The organism is Burkholderia sp. RF7-non_BP4, from assembly GCF_001521935.1.
In the GTDB taxonomy this organism is placed as follows: Bacteria; Pseudomonadota; Gammaproteobacteria; order Burkholderiales; family Burkholderiaceae; genus Burkholderia; species Burkholderia diffusa.
The window spans coordinates 370,994-385,568 of record NZ_LOTA01000095.1; the positions used below are offsets into that span (position 1 = coordinate 370,994).

The following is a 14,575-nucleotide window of genomic DNA, read 5'->3' on the forward strand; positions in this document are numbered from 1 at the left end:
GTACCGCCATGACGTCACGTACCGCCCATCCGCCCGGCACGCACGCGTTCGCGTCGTCGTTCGGCGCGACCTGCATCGACGCAGCACACACGCGCTTTCGCCTGTGGGCACCCGCGAGCCGCACGGCCACGGTCGAACTGCATGGCGAGCAGCGAATCCCGATGCCGGCCGCCGGCGACGGCTGGTTCGAGGTCGTCGCGCCGTATGGCCCCGGCACGCTGTACCGCTTCCTGCTCGACGACGGCCTCGCCGTGCCCGATCCCGCGTCGCGCTTTCAGCCCAACGGCGTGCATGGCCCGAGCCAGGTCGTCGATCCCGCCGCGTACCGCTGGCGCAACGACGCGTGGCGCGGCCGGCCCTGGCACGAGACGGTGCTGTACGAACTGCACGTCGGTGCGTGCGGCGGCTATGCGAACGTCGAGCGGCGCCTGCGGGAGATCGCCGCGCTCGGCGTGACCGCGATCGAGCTGATGCCCGTCAACGCGTTTCCCGGCACGCGCAATTGGGGGTACGACGGCGTGCTGCCGTTCGCACCCGACGCGTCGTACGGACGGCCCGAGGAACTGAAGGCGCTCGTCGACGCGGCGCACGGGCTCGGGCTGCAGGTGTTGCTCGACGTCGTGTACAACCATTTCGGCCCCGAGGGCAACCTGCTGCCACGCTATGCGCCGGAATTCTTCCGCACGGACCGGCAGACCGCATGGGGGCCCGCGATCGACTTCTCGCGCGCGCAGACGAGCGCGTTCTTCATCGACAACGCGCTGTACTGGCTCGACGAATTCCGTTTCGACGGCCTGCGCATCGACGCCGCGCATGCGATCGACGACGACGCGTGGCTGCTCACGCTCGCGCGCCGCGTGCGCGCGTATGCGGGTGACGCGCGTCACGTGCACCTGGTGCTCGAGAACGAACGCAATGCGGCGAGCCTGCTCGGGCCCGACGGCTTCGACGCGCAGTGGAACGACGATTTCCACAACAGCGCGCACGTGCTGCTGACCGGCGAGCGCGACGGCTATTACCGCGCGTACGCCGATGCGCCGCTGCGCCATCTCGCGCGCACGCTCGGCGAAGGGTTCGCGTACCAGGGCGAGCCATCGCCGCTGCACGGCGGCGCGCCGCGCGGCGAGTCGAGCGCGCATTTGCCGCCGACCGCGTTCGTCACGTTCCTGCAGAATCACGATCAGATCGGCAACCGCGCGTTCGGCGAACGGCTGCGCGCGCTCGCGAACGACGACGCGGTGCGCGCGGCCACCGCCCTGATGTTGCTCGCGCCGCAGATTCCGCTGCTGTTCATGGGCGAGGAAGACGGCAGCACGCAGCCGTTCCAGTTCTTCACCGACTATCGCGGCGCGCTCGCCGACGCCGTGCGCGAAGGCCGGCGCCGCGAGTTCGCCGCGTTTCCCGCGTTCGCCGATCCCGCGCATCGCGACGCGATTCCCGATCCGAACGACGTCGGCACCTTCGTGCGCTCGTCGCCCGGCCATGCGGGTGAGGACGCATGGCCCGACGCCGACGCGTGGCGGCGCTTCTATCGCAGCGCGCTGACCGTGCGCGCGGCGCTCGTGACGCCGCACCTGCCGGGCGCCCGCGCGCTCGGCGTCGAGCTGCTGGCCTGCAACGGCGACGGCGCCGCGGAGGCGCTCGTCGCACGCTGGCGGCTCGGCGACGGCAGCACGCTGACGATCGCGTTCAATCCCGGCTCGCACGACGCGATGCTGCCCGCGCTGCCGGTCGGCAAGATCGTGTTCGAGACGCCGCCGCGCGCGCGCGACCGGCTGGCCGACGCGCGGCTGCCCGCGCGCACCTGCATCGCGTGGCGCGACGGCGCGGTGAACCACGATGCGCTGAGCCACCGCTCGAACGGGCATACGCGGCCATGACGACCGACGTCGCGATCGCCGATCTCGCGCGTGCGGCCGGGCTGGAGCCCGACTGGGTCGATTCGGGCGGCGTCGCCCGGCGAGTGGACGACGACGCGCTCATCGCGCTCGTCGATGCGCTCGGCTGGCCGTGCGGCACGCCGATCGAGCGGGTCGACAGCGCGGCGGCGCTCGCCGACGCGCACGACGCGACGCCGCGCGTCGTGACCGGCGACGCCGGCGTGCCGCTCACGCTGCCGCGCGATGTCGCACCGCCCGGCGCGCGCTTCCGGATTTCACTTGAAACGGGCGGACACGTCGACGGGCGCGTGACCGGCGCGGGCGAACACGGCACGCTGCCGCCGCTCGCGCTGCCCGGTTATCACGCGCTCGACATCGGCGAGCAACGGATCGGCCTTGCGATCGCGCCGCCGCGGACCCGGCCGTTCGACGCCCGCGACGGCGCGCCGGACGCGCAGCGTCGCTGGGGCATCGCGGCTCAGATTTACAGCCTGCGCCGCGCGGGCGACGACGGCGCGGGCGACTACACCGCGCTCGCCGGCCTCGCCACGCGCGCGGCGCGGCACGGCGCGCACGCGGTCGCGATCAGTCCGACGCATGCCGGGTATCCGGCGCTGCCCGAACACGACAGTCCGTATTCGCCGTCGTCGCGGCGCTGGCACAACGTCGCGTATCTCGACTGCGATGCGGTGCCGGGGGCCGACATCGTGCGGCGAATGCGCGGTGCGGCGCCGGACATCGCCAACGCGGGCGACGCGCCGCTGATCGACTGGCCGCACGTGCTGCCGCTGAAGCTGCGCCGGCTGCGCGCGTGCTTCGACGCGTGGCGCGCGAACGGCGAGCCGTCGCGCGACGCGTTCGAGCGGTTCCGCGCGGCCGGCGGCGCGGCGCTCGACGCGCATGCGCGCTTCGACGCGCTGCAGGCGTTCTGCATCGAACACGGGATCGGCGCGGACTGGCGGCAATGGCCCGCGCAGTGGCGGACGCCGGCGTCGTCCGAGGTCGACGCCTTCGCGCATGCGCACGCCGAGACGATCGCGTTCCATACGTTCCTGCAATGGTGCGCGTCGGACGCGCTCGACAACGCACAGCACGCGGCGCGCGATGCGGGGATGACGATCGGGCTGATCGCCGATCTCGCGGTCGGCTCCGATCAGGCCGGCAGCGATGCGTGGGCGCACGGCGCGACGTTGCTGCGCGGCGTGTCGGTCGGCGCGCCGCCCGACCTGTTCAATGCGGACGGCCAGGCATGGGGCGTGACGACGTGGACGCCCGCCGCGCTGCGCGCGAACGGCTTCGCGCCGTTCGTCGAGCTGCTGCGCGCGGCCTTCGCGCATGCGGGCGGGATCCGCATCGATCACGTGCTCGGCTTCGCGCGGATGTGGATCGTGCCGGAGGGCCGGTCGCCGCGCGACGGCGCGTACCTGCGCTACCCGTTCGACGATCTCGTGCGGCTCGTCGCGCTGGAGGCGGCACGGCATCGCGCGGTCGCGATCGGCGAGGATCTCGGCACGGTGCCGGAAGGATTCCGCGAGCGGCTCGGTGCGCAGGGTATCGCGGGGATGCGCGTGCTGTGGTTCGAACGTGAAGCCGATCGCGCGTTTCGGCCGCCGTCGGCGTGGGATCGCGACACGATCGCGATGACGTCGACGCATGATCTGCCGACCCTGGCCGGCTGGTGGCGTGGTGTCGATCTCGAATGGCGGCGGGTCGTGGCCGATGCCGATTCGGCCAATCATGCAGGCGCGGCGGACCGGAGCGGCCACGTGCAGCGCGTCGCGCGTGCACACGATGCCGGCGACGACATCGGTCGCGCCGCGGCCGCACGCGGCTCGGGCCGCGATGAACGGAACGAATCGGTCATGCGTGACGATACGCCGGCCACGGATGGCAGCCACGGCGCGCCCTCCGCACCGGACACACCGTCGCCCGCCCCGCACCTCGCGGCCGCCCGGGCCGAACGTGCCACCGACCGCGCGATGCTGTGGCGCGCGTTGCAGCACGCGGGCTGCGCACCGGCGAGCGATCCGATCCCGCCCGCCGATGCGCCGCCCGTCGGCGCCGTCCTCGCGTACGTCGCGCGCAGCCCGTCGCCGCTCGCGATCGTGCCGCTCGAGGATCTGCTCGCACTGCCCGAACAGCCGAACCTGCCCGGCCCGCCATGCGGCCATCCGAACTGGCTGCGCCGGCTGCCGCGCACGGTCGACGCGCTGTTCGACGCCGACGTGCGCACACGCATCGCGGCGATCGAGCGCGCGCGCGACGCACCGGAGGACGAAGCATGACCCCGCGCGCGACCCTCCGGTTGCAACTGCATGCAGGCTTCACGTTCGACGACGCGGCCGCGCATGCGGACTATTTCGCGCGGCTCGGCGTGAGCCACCTGTACCTGTCGCCGATCACGACGGCCGAGCCCGGCTCGACGCACGGCTACGACACCGTCGACCATCGCGCGATCAACGCGGAACTCGGCGGCGAAGCCGGCTTCCGCCGCCTCGTCGACGCGCTGCGTGCGCGCGGCCTCGGCGTGATCGTCGATATCGTGCCGAACCACATGGGCGTCGGCGGCGCATCGAACGGCTGGTGGAACGACGTGCTCGAATGGGGGCCGGCCAGCCCGTACGCGCACTACTTCGACATCGACTGGCATTCGCCCGATGCGGCACTCGACGGCAAGGTGCTGCTGCCCTGCCTCGGCGCGCCGTACGGCGACGCGCTCGCGGCCGGCGACATCACGCTGGGCGCCGATGCTGCGGCCGGATGCTTCTTCATCGCATGCCCGGGCAGGAGGTTGCCGGTCGCCGCCGCCACTTATGCGGAAATCCTGCGCATCACCAATCGTGCGGACCTGAACGCCCTCGCCGAACGTTTCGCTGCCGCGGCGATTCGCGGCAGCGCGCGCCTCGCGGATGCGCACACGGCGCTGCGCGACTATGCCGCCACCCACGGCCCGCATGCGTTCGACGCGATTCTGCGCGGCGCCGATCCACGCCGCGCGCGCTCGCGCGCGTGCCTGCACCGGCTGCTCGAACGCCAGCATTACCGGCTCGCATGGTGGCGCACGGCCGCCGACGAACTGAACTGGCGGCGCTTCTTCGACATCGCGACGCTCGCGGCCGTGCGCGTCGAAGACGATGCGGTGTTCGACGCGGTGCACGCGCTGCCATTGGAACTGCATGCGGCCGGCTTCATCGACGGCCTGCGCGTCGATCACGTCGACGGCCTCGCCGACCCGCGCGCGTACTGCCGGCGCCTGCATGCGCGGCTCGCCGCGCAGCGCGACGAGCGGCCGTATGTCGTCGTCGAGAAGATCCTCGCGCCGGGCGAGACGCTGCGCGAGGACTGGCGCGTCGACGGCACGACCGGCTACGACTTCATGAACGACGTCGCCGCGCTGCTGCACGACCCGGCCGGCGCCGCGCCGCTCGCCGCGCACTGGGCAGCCGTGTCGGGATCGTCGCGCTCGTTCGCTCGGGAAGCGGTGGCCGGCAAGCGGCGCGTGCTGACACGGCAGCTTGCGGGCGAGCATGAACGCGTCGCGCGGGCGTTGCACCGCGTCGCCCGCGCCGCACCCGCGACGCGCGACATCAGCAGGATTGCGATCCATCGGGTGCTGGGCGAGCTCGCCGTGCATCTGCCCGTGTACCGGATGTACCCGACCCTCGGCGAAGAGGCGACCGCCTCCGATCGCCGCGTGCTGGCGCGCGCGTACGACGCGGCGTGCGCCACGATCGATCCGTCCGATCGCTACGCGCTCGATCGCGTCGCCGGCTGGCTCGGGCTGCCCGGCACGCGTGTGCCGCGCGCGGATGCCGCGGCGCTGCACGCGGCGCGTGTCGCGTTCGCGCAGCTCACCGCGCCGTTAGCCGCGAAGGGCGTCGAGGACACGGCCAACTATCGCTACGGACGGCTGCTGTCGCGCAACGAGGTCGGCGCTGATGCCGGCGAGTTCGGCCTGTCGCGCGGCGCGTTCCATGCACGCAACCGGCGACGCGCGCGCACCGCGCCGCATACGCTCGTCGCGACGGCGACGCACGATCACAAGCGCGGCGAAGATGCGCGCGCGCGGCTCGCGGTGCTGAGCGAAGTGCCGGACCTGTGGCGCACGGTGTCGCTCGACTGGTCCGCGTTGAACCAGCCTCGGCGCGGCGGCGCACATCGCGATCTTGCCTGGACGCCCGGGCCTTCCGCGGAGGCGATGCTGTACCAGACGCTCGTCGGCTGCTGGCCGCCGGGGCTCGCGCCGGACGATGCGGCCGGACTCGCGGCGCTCACGGAGCGCGTGGTGCGGTGGCAGACGAAGGCGCTGCGCGAGGCGAAACGGCACACGGACTGGCTCGTGCCGGACGCGGACTACGAGCGCGCTTGCGAGGCGTTCGTCCGCGCGATCCTGACGCCGCACGGCACGGGCGATTTCGTGCATCGCCTGCATGCATTCGTCGCGCGGCTCGCGCCGGCCGGCGTCGTCAACAGTCTCGCGCAGGCGGCGTTGCGGATGGCGTCGCCGGGCGTGCCCGATCTGTATCAAGGTACCGAGTCATGGGATCACTCGCTCGTCGATCCGGACAACCGGCGCGACGTGCCGTTTGCGAAGCTGGCGGCCGAGCGGGTCGACGAGCCGGTCGCCGCGTACCTGCGCGACTGGCCCGACGCGCGGGTGAAGCGCGCGCTCGTCGAGCGGATGCTCGCGTTGCGCGCGCGCTGGCCGACCACGTTCGCGGACGGCGCGTACGTGCCGCTGCGCGTGCGCGGAAAACTCGGGCGGCATGCGGTGGCGTTCGCGCGCTGCGACGAAGCGGCGACGGTCGTGGTCGCGGTGACACGGCTCGCGTGCCGGCTGCTCGGCGAAGCGCCGGCGCTGCCGCGCGTGGAACCACGGGAATGGGGCGATACGGCCGTGGTCGTGCCGCGCGCCGCCGGCGAGCGGTGGATCGACTGGCTGAGCGACGGTAGCGAAGTCGCGGCGCCGGGCGGCGTGATTCGGCTCGATCGCTGTCTGGCCGCGTTGCCGGTTGCGGTGCTGGTCGCGGCACGCGTTCGGGATTGAGTCGGTCCGGATCGGTATGGATCGTGCTCGCCGCGCTGCCGATATCGATTGCGACTTGCGAGACGACGCACACACCGCGACTTCAAATCGCCCGCTGATTCACCCGCTTCGACAATGCCTCCGCGCTCTCCTTGCGCTCGCTGTACCGGTCGACCAGATACGGACCGATGTCGCGCGTCAGCAGCGTGAACTTCACCAGTTCCTCCATCACGTCGACCACGCGATCGAAATAGGCCGACGGCTTCATCCGCCCCGCTTCGTCGAATTCCATGAACGCCTTCGCCACCGACGACTGGTTCGGGATCGTCAGCATGCGCATCCAGCGCCCGAGCACGCGCATCTGGTTCACCGCGTTGAACGACTGCGAGCCGCCGCTGACCTGCATCACCGCGAGCGTCTTGCCCTGCGTCGGCCGCACGGCGCCGACCGACAGCGGAATCCAGTCGATCTGCGACTTCATGATGCCGGTCATCGCGCCGTGTCGTTCCGGCGAGCACCACACCATCCCTTCCGACCACAGCACCAGTTCGCGCAGCTCGACGACCTTCGGGTGGCTCTCGGGCGCATCGTCGGGCAACGGCAGACCGCTCGGATTGAACACGCGCACCTCGGCACCCATCGCCGTGAGCAGGCGCTCGGCCTCCTCGACCAGCAGGCGGCTGAACGAACGCTCGCGCAGCGAACCGTACAGCAGCAGGAAACGCGGCGGATGCGTGGACGGCGACGCCGGCCGCAAGCGGCTCGCGTCCGGCACGCGGAAGAGTTCGGGGTCGAGTTGCGGCAGGTCGGTCAATCGGTCGGTCATGAATGGATTCCGTGGTTGGCTCAGGCGCGCTCGTACCAGCCCTTCGACCGGTTCACGATGCGCACCACCAGCAGCATGACCGGCACCTCGATCAACACGCCGACGACGGTCGCAAGCGCCGCACCGGAGTGAAAACCGAACAGGCTGATCGCGGCCGCGACGGCGAGCTCGAAGAAATTGGATGCGCCGATCAGCGCGGACGGGCACGCGACGTTGTGCTTCTCGCCCACCGCGCGGTTGAGCCAGTATGCGAGCGCCGCGTTGAAGAACACCTGGATCAGGATCGGCACCGCGAGCAGCGCGATCACCAGCGGCTGCTTGAGGATCGCCTCGCCCTGGAACGCGAACAGCAGCACGAGCGTCGCGAGCAGCGCGGCGATCGACCACGGGCCAATCCTCGCCATCGCGGCATCGAACGCCGCCTGCCCGCTCCGCAGCAGCCGCTTGCGCCAGAGCTGGGCGAGGATGACCGGAATCACGATGTAGAGCAGCACCGACGTGAGCAGCGTCGCCCACGGCACGGTAATCGCGGACATCCCCAGCAGCAGCCCGACCAGCGGCGCGAACGCGATCACCATGATGCTGTCGTTCAGCGCGACCTGCGACAGCGTGAACAGCGGATCGCCGCCCGTGAGCCGGCTCCACACGAACACCATCGCCGTGCACGGCGCGGCGGCCAGCAGGATCAGGCCGGCGACGTAGCTGTCGAGCTGGTCCGCCGGCAGCATCGGCGCGAACAGCTGGCGGATGAACAGCCAGCCGAGGAAAGCCATCGAGAACGGCTTGACGAGCCAGTTCACGGCGAGCGTGACGCCGATCCCCTTCACGTGCTGCCGCACTTCATGCAATGCGCCGAAGTCGACCTTCACAAGCATCGGGATGATCATCACCCAGATCAGCAATCCGACCGGCAGGTTCACCTGCGCGTACTCGATGCGGCCGATCCGCTGGAACAGGCCGGGCAGCACCTGGCCGAGCGCGATGCCGGCGACGATGCACAGCGCGACCCAGACCGTCAGATAGCGTTCGAAGAAGTTGATCGCCGGCTTCGCGGCGGCGTTGCAAGGCGGGATGGTGTTGGACGTATTCATCGGACAGGATTCGATGCTGGAAAAACGCACGGGGCACACGAGTTCGCGCGTGCCCCGTGCGGGCGCTCAGTTCCGCGAGATGTCGATCAACGCCGCCTGGAGTTCGGCGTCGCTCAACCGGTCGAGCGGCAACGCCAGCAGTTGCAGCATCCGGTAACCGATCGCCTCGCGCGTTAGTTCGAACGCGAGCCGCTTGCCTGCATCGCCACCCTCGGCGTTCGACGGATCGGCGTAGCCCCAGTGCACTTTCACCGGGCTGCCGGGCCAGTACGGGCAAGCCTCCGCGGCCGCGCTGTCGCATACCGTGATGACGATGCGCATCCGCGGCGCGCCGTCGCCGACGAATTCGCCCCAACTCTTGCTGCGGTAGCCGGTGACGTTGACGCCCGCGCGCGTCAACGCGTCCAGCGCGAACGGATTGAGCCGGCCGCTCGGCGCGCTGCCGGCGCTGTAGGCGCGCACGTCGCGGCCGAGTTTCGCGGCCCAGTGATTGAGCATGCCCTCCGCGAGCACGCTGCGGGCGGAGTTGTGGGTGCAGAGGATCAGGACGTTGGTGGTCATCGGCGGGTGCGTGGACGTGTGCTTACGTTGGATCGGAGCAGGAGGTCGAACAGGCGGTGGCCGGCGTGCACGGATTGCCGCCGCAGCAGTTCTCGGTCAGGTAGCCGATCAGCCCGTTCATCGTCGCGAAGTTCGCGCAATAGAACACGAAGCGGCCTTCCTGGCGGCTCGTGACGAGTTGCGCGTGGGCCAGTTCCTTCAGATGAAACGACAGCGACGACGGCGGCACGTCGAGCAGCGTCGCGATTTGCCCGGCAGGCAAGCCTGACGGGCCGGCCTGCACGAGCGCGCGGAATACGGCGAGGCGCGACTCGTGCGCGAGGGCCGACAGGGCGGCGATGGTCTGGTTCATTTCCATATTTCGATAATACTCGAAATATGGAAATGAAGAAATCGGCGCCGCATCCATGGTTACCCGCGATCGAACCTATGGCCCCGAGCGACCGACGGGCGAACAGCAGGCGCTCGAAGTCACGACCACTCTTCCGGCGGCATCGCGCCGCCGTCATCCTCCCAATGCGGCTCGCCGGTCTCGTGACCGCGGCTCGGCGCCACCGGGCCGTTCCCGCCACCGCGTTCGGCCCGCCGCGCATCGTTATGCGACGTCGACGCGCGCACCCGTGCCCGCGTGCGGGTCGGCGCCACGGTCCGCTGTTCACCGCTGCGGCGCTCGTCGGTCGACGCCGCATCGTTCGTCTGTCGCACATTCGAAGCTGCGCTCATGTGTCCTCTCCTGTGTCGGTGAAAGCATCCGTCGCCCGAGCGCAGCAATTTCGGTGCCGCGCACCGGGCAAGCGCCTTGCTACCTGCGTTCGTATCGCAATCCTTGCCGGAGGTGAGCATGCCGACCGATCCCAGCACGTCGCCCGCCACGCGCCATCGCCTCGGCGAATGGATGGCCCGCGAGGAATCGCACATGGCCGCATACCGCGAGGGCATCGCGAACGACGCACGCGCGCATGCGGGCGAACGGCTGCGCACGCCGGCCGTGCAGGAACTCGCGCGGCTGTTCGACGACGACGCGGTGCTGCGCATGAGCCTGACCCGCGCGATCGACGAGGCACGCGAAGCGGGCCGCACGCTCGGCTACACCTCGATCGGCGAACTGATGACGGTGATCGATCACCTGATGACCTATACGCCGCCATTCAGCGAAACGAGCCTGATCGTGTGCCCGCTGAACGCGTTCCTCGACTGGCCGATGTGCATGCCGTCGGGCCACGCGGTGTTTCGCGACGCGGCGGTCAACGCGCACCTGAAGCAGGTGCTGAACGTGTGGTGCGATTTCCTCGGCGGCCCGCATTCGCGCGCGCATCTCGACACGTCGCCGCCCGACGGCTGGTTCTGCGACGAAGCGCGCAAGCGTCTCGGCCTGTCGCAGTTCCAGTATCGCGAGGACCAGCCGCACTGGGGCTTCGACTCGTGGAACGACTTCTTCACGCGACGCTTTCGCGCGGGCGCGCGGCCGGTCGCGGCGCCGGACGATGCGCACGTGATCGTCAGCGCATGCGAGGCCGCGCCGTATCACACCGCATCGAACGTGAAGATCCGCGACACGTTCTGGGTCAAGGGCCAGCCTTACTCGCTGCGCGACATCTTCACGCCCGCGCGGCTGCCGCTCGCCGAACGGTTCGTCGGCGGCGATCTGTACCAGGCGTATCTGAGCGCGTACAACTATCATCGCTGGCACGCGCCGGTGCGCGGCACCGTCACGCATGCGTACCGGGTCGACGGCACCTACTATTCGGTCGCCGAGGCGGAAGGCCCGGACCCGGCCGGCCTCAACGATTCGCAGGGCTACATGACGGCCGTCGCCGCGCGCGCGATCGTCGCGATCGACTGCGACGATCCCGGGATTGGAACCGTCGCGGCCGTGTTCGTCGGCATGGGCGACGTCTCGTCCTGCATCGTCGAAGTCGTGCCGGGGCAGCGCGTCGACAAGGGTGACGAGATCGGCTATTTCCAGTACGGCGGCTCGACCTGCTGCCTGCTGTTCGAGACCGGCGTGATCGACCGCTTCCCGTTCGCGCCGCCGTTCGACGGCGATACACCGGTCGTGCAGGTCAACGCGCCGGTCGCGATCGCACGCTGAACCGCGCGTCGGCCACGCGTGCGGGTGTCATGCATCATGCATCGCGTGTCACGCGTCGAGATCGCCGGCGTCGCGGCCGTCGTGCCGCTGCACGCACCGGACGACGGTCAACCCGTCGGCGGTCAAAGCCGGGCGACTCGTGCCCGACGCATCCGGGCACATCACGATCAACTGTCGTTCGACCAGCGCGACGATGTCCTCGCGGTCGGTCTGGATCTGTTCCGGTGCGCGATGCACCAGGAACAGCGCGGCGAATTCATGGGCGGTCAGCATGCTTGTTTCCCCGTTGAAGGCTTCGCACGATGCAGCGGCGGCATCGCGGCGACGCACGGCGCGAAACGTGCGCCGGCGACGACAGAAGCATGCAGGGAGCGTGCCAGATTGTGGGACGCGGCCGCCCCGTGCGCGACCGGCGCGCGGCGCGATGTGTCACCGCAAACCGCGTGATGGCCGCTGCAAAGTTTTCAATGGTGTGTAAGCGAGCACGCGCACGGTGCGCCGGCCGGCCCGCGCCGGCATTCCGCAGCCGCGCGGCTCACGACTTCCTCGAACGAAACAGCCCGGCCCGCGCCGTTTTGCCCGCCGCCTTGTCGCGCACGCGGAAATAGCCGCTATGCAGCTCCACGCCGCCCTTGCCGTCCGCGAGCACTTCCTCGCACGCGGCCTCGATGCGCGCACGGCCGCGCTCGAACGCGTCGCGCAGGTCCGCTTCGAGCGCGGAGCGCGCGCCGAAATGGTCCTCGAGCGCCTCGACCGTGATCGCGCACGTGAGCGGTTTCCCGTCGACCTCGACGACGAAGCGCATCTGCAGCGCCGCACCGTCGAACTCGGGCGGCGCGTCGGTCAGCGTCACGTGATGGACGGAATCGGCCGGCATCGCTCAGCCTCCCCGCGACGCGAGACACTGCACCAGCGTGCCGTTGAATGCGGGCAGATCGTCGGGCTTGCGGCTCGTGATCAGGTTGCCGTCGCGCACGACCTCCTGGTCGACCCACTTGCCGCCCGCGTTGCGGATGTCGTCCTGCAGGCTCGGCCAGCTCGTCATCGTGCGGCCGTCCACCAGCCCGGACGATACGAGCAGCCAGCCGCCGTGACAGATCGCGGCGATCGGCTTGCCCGCACCGACCGCCGCCGTCACGAATTCGCGCGCGGCCGGCAGCATCCGGATCGCGTCGCCGTTGACGACGCCACCCGGCAGCACGACCGCGTCGTAGTCGCCTTCGCGCGCGTCGTCGAACGTACGGTCGACCTTCACGCGATCGCCCTTGTCGACGTGCCTGAGCCCCTGGATCTCGCCGCGCTTCTGCGAAATCACGTCGACCTGCGCGCCTTCGGCCTCGAGCGCGCGCTGCGGCTCGACGAGCTCGGCTTCCTCGAAACCGTCGACCGCGAGTATCGCCACCTTGCAATGGTCCAACTTGCCGATCATGGAGCGCCTCCCTGTTGATGTTGCGGCACCCGTCGTGCCATGCCCGTCGCGCAGCAATTTGCGTGCCGCGCGCACGATCGCGTCGGTGGGGCGCGACCCGCAATCGCTGGGCGGCCTCACGCACGCGCGCCCCCGCGTGACGCGTGGGGGCCTGAGTCACGCCGCGCCGTGCCGCGTCTGCAAAGATTTCAACGGGATGTAACGCGACTGGCGGCGACTGCCGCCCGGCGCCGTCATGCAAGGCCGCGCCCGTGCGCGGGTCGCTATCGGCCCGACACGCTCACTGCAAGTGACGCGCCGCATCGAGCATCGCGTCGGTCAGCTCGACCGTCAGCGTCAGGTCCTCGGTAACGTCGGGCAGCGTGTCGAGCGTGGCCTGCACGGCATCGTGCAGCATCGCGTGCACGCGCATCCGCGCGCCGTCGTCGAGATCCGCATAGCGCTCCATCGTGTCGCAGTCGAGTGCGAGCACCACGGCGTGCCGCGCGGTATCGGGCGGCGCATCGGGCGCCAGCGCCCAGGCCGCATGAAACGTGATCCTGCCGGTCTCGACGTCGAGATGCACCGTCGTATCGAGATCGTCGGTATCGACCGTGTCGGTGTCCAGTTCGTCGTGGTCGATCGAGATCCGTGAATTCGATTGCATGATGTCCTCCTGCGTGGTGGCGGTGTGCCGGCCCCGCGGCCGACGCCCGCCATCGCACCGCGCCGGTCGCCGGCGCGACACCGTGATCGTCAATAGCCGCTGGAACCCGCGCCGCCGCCCGCGCCCGTCGCGCCCGCCCCCGCGCTGCCGCCGCCATTGGAGCCGCCCGTGCTGCCGCTGCCGCCGGTGCCGGCGCCGCTCGGGCCGCCTGGCTTGGTGTGCACATGCGGCCGCGCGTGCGAACGCATGGCGCGCGGCTCCTGCATGCGGGTCGCGGGCGGCGGCGCCGCCGTATTGCCGTTCGACATGCTGTCGCCGGCGCCTTGTGCCGATGTGTCCGGCGGCGAGAGGATCGGCGCGCCGGTGCCCTCGTCGGAGCGCTGCGAATTCTGTGCCCACGCGGCCGGTGCGGCCGCGACGAGTGCGACGGCCGCGCACGCAAGGATCCGGCGCACGGCAGATTTCGATTCGAATACTGGCTTCATGGAACGTTCTCCCTCAATGGAATGGCTGTCGTGGAATTTCCTGCATCCCTGGTTCAGCAAGGCGCGTGCCGTCGGCGACGCGCGGCACGCGATTTGCGCGTCCCACGACCAGCCCATCCCGATCCCGTACGGAGCCCTGTCATGCCTTCAGCTTCCGCTTCCCATCCGCACGGCAAACGCGTGACGCGCCGCCCCGGCCGCGCGCGCAGCAACGATCCGCATCATCGCAAGCGCTGGTCCGCCGACGTCATGAAAAAGAGCGATGCGCTGGACATCGAACCCGCGATCTTCAAGTCCGACGACCCGGGCGAGATCGCGGCGTCGCTCAAGCGCTCGGCCGAACACAGCCGCCGCCGCAAGGCGCCGCCGTTCCAGTCGGCGATGTCGATGCTCAACTTCTATCTGAACCGCGCGGGCCGCAACCTGCCGAAAACACGCCGCGCGACGCTCGAACGCGCGAAGCGGAAACTGCGCGAGGCGTTCGGCCGCAAGCCGTGACGCCCCCCGCCCGCTCCGTATCGACCTGCTCCGCCTGCACG

15 protein-coding genes are annotated in these 14,575 nt (G+C 70.4%); 5 read left to right on the forward strand and 10 right to left on the reverse strand.

What is annotated here, in order from left to right:
• The first annotated feature begins 8 nt into the window (after nt 1-8).
• From treZ to treY, 3 genes are read left to right on the forward strand one after another with little or no spacing between them, the layout of a single operon-like run.
• A complete protein-coding gene (treZ, locus tag WS49_RS31630) occupies nt 9-1,880 on the forward strand; it encodes a malto-oligosyltrehalose trehalohydrolase (protein WP_059536921.1) in 1,872 nt (623 codons plus the stop codon).
• Nucleotides 1,877-4,165, forward strand: a complete 2,289-nt coding sequence (gene malQ, locus WS49_RS31635) for a 4-alpha-glucanotransferase (protein WP_059536925.1) — start codon at nt 1,877-1,879, stop codon at nt 4,163-4,165. The genes treZ and malQ overlap by 4 nt, the downstream gene beginning before the upstream one ends.
• Nucleotides 4,162-6,927 carry a malto-oligosyltrehalose synthase gene (treY, locus tag WS49_RS31640; RefSeq protein WP_059536930.1) on the forward strand — a complete coding sequence of 922 codons (2,766 nt, stop codon included), beginning with the start codon at nt 4,162-4,164 and terminating at the stop codon, nt 6,925-6,927. The genes malQ and treY overlap by 4 nt, the downstream gene beginning before the upstream one ends.
• An 82-nt stretch (nt 6,928-7,009) precedes the next feature.
• On the opposite strand, the gene arsH is transcribed toward treY, so the two are convergent.
• From arsH to WS49_RS31665, 5 genes are all read right to left on the reverse strand, one after another.
• Nucleotides 7,010-7,732 carry an arsenical resistance protein ArsH gene (gene arsH / locus WS49_RS31645; RefSeq protein WP_059536933.1) on the reverse strand — a complete coding sequence of 241 codons (723 nt, stop codon included), beginning with the start codon at nt 7,730-7,732 and terminating at the stop codon, nt 7,010-7,012.
• 20 nt (nt 7,733-7,752) lie between these two features.
• Nucleotides 7,753-8,823 (reverse strand): ACR3 family arsenite efflux transporter, encoded by a 1,071-nt coding sequence (gene arsB, locus WS49_RS31650; RefSeq protein ID WP_059536938.1) that lies wholly within the window; start codon nt 8,821-8,823, stop codon nt 7,753-7,755.
• Nucleotides 8,824-8,889: 66 nt separating this feature from the next.
• Entirely contained in the window at nt 8,890-9,384 is a 495-nt protein-coding gene (locus tag WS49_RS31655) for an arsenate reductase ArsC (RefSeq protein WP_059536940.1), read from the reverse strand.
• A gap of 22 nt (nt 9,385-9,406) precedes the next feature.
• Entirely contained in the window at nt 9,407-9,742 is a 336-nt protein-coding gene (locus WS49_RS31660; protein WP_059536942.1) for an ArsR/SmtB family transcription factor, read from the reverse strand.
• A gap of 113 nt (nt 9,743-9,855) precedes the next feature.
• Entirely contained in the window at nt 9,856-10,227 is a 372-nt protein-coding gene (locus WS49_RS31665) for a hypothetical protein (RefSeq protein ID WP_257127629.1), read from the reverse strand.
• Here WS49_RS31665 and WS49_RS31670 point away from each other — a divergent pair.
• Nucleotides 10,226-11,476 (forward strand): phosphatidylserine decarboxylase family protein, encoded by a 1,251-nt coding sequence (locus WS49_RS31670; RefSeq protein ID WP_059536947.1) that lies wholly within the window; start codon nt 10,226-10,228, stop codon nt 11,474-11,476. The two genes, WS49_RS31665 and WS49_RS31670, sit on opposite strands and share 2 nt — an antisense overlap.
• 48 nt (nt 11,477-11,524) lie before the next feature.
• On the opposite strand, the gene WS49_RS31675 is transcribed toward WS49_RS31670, so the two are convergent.
• The 5 genes from WS49_RS31675 to WS49_RS31695 form a co-directional block, all read right to left on the reverse strand.
• On the reverse strand, nt 11,525-11,749 hold the full coding sequence (locus tag WS49_RS31675; RefSeq protein ID WP_059536949.1) for a hypothetical protein: 225 nt from the start codon (nt 11,747-11,749) through the stop codon (nt 11,525-11,527).
• Nucleotides 11,750-12,011: 262 nt separating this feature from the next.
• A complete protein-coding gene (locus WS49_RS31680; protein ID WP_059536951.1) occupies nt 12,012-12,353 on the reverse strand; it encodes a DUF1488 domain-containing protein in 342 nt (113 codons plus the stop codon).
• Nucleotides 12,354-12,356: 3 nt separating this feature from the next.
• Entirely contained in the window at nt 12,357-12,905 is a 549-nt protein-coding gene (locus WS49_RS31685; protein ID WP_059536953.1) for a type 1 glutamine amidotransferase domain-containing protein, read from the reverse strand.
• 280 nt (nt 12,906-13,185) lie between these two features.
• Nucleotides 13,186-13,551 carry a DUF3022 domain-containing protein gene (locus WS49_RS31690; protein WP_059537421.1) on the reverse strand — a complete coding sequence of 122 codons (366 nt, stop codon included), beginning with the start codon at nt 13,549-13,551 and terminating at the stop codon, nt 13,186-13,188.
• 89 nt (nt 13,552-13,640) lie between these two features.
• Nucleotides 13,641-14,036: a hypothetical protein gene (locus WS49_RS31695; protein ID WP_059536958.1), complete on the reverse strand. Its 396-nt coding sequence runs from the start codon at nt 14,034-14,036 to the stop codon at nt 13,641-13,643.
• A gap of 141 nt (nt 14,037-14,177) precedes the next feature.
• On the opposite strand from WS49_RS31695, the gene WS49_RS31700 reads away from it, so the two are divergent.
• On the forward strand, nt 14,178-14,534 hold the full coding sequence (locus tag WS49_RS31700; protein ID WP_059536961.1) for a DUF3175 domain-containing protein: 357 nt from the start codon (nt 14,178-14,180) through the stop codon (nt 14,532-14,534).
• The last annotated feature ends 41 nt before the right edge of the window (nt 14,535-14,575 follow it).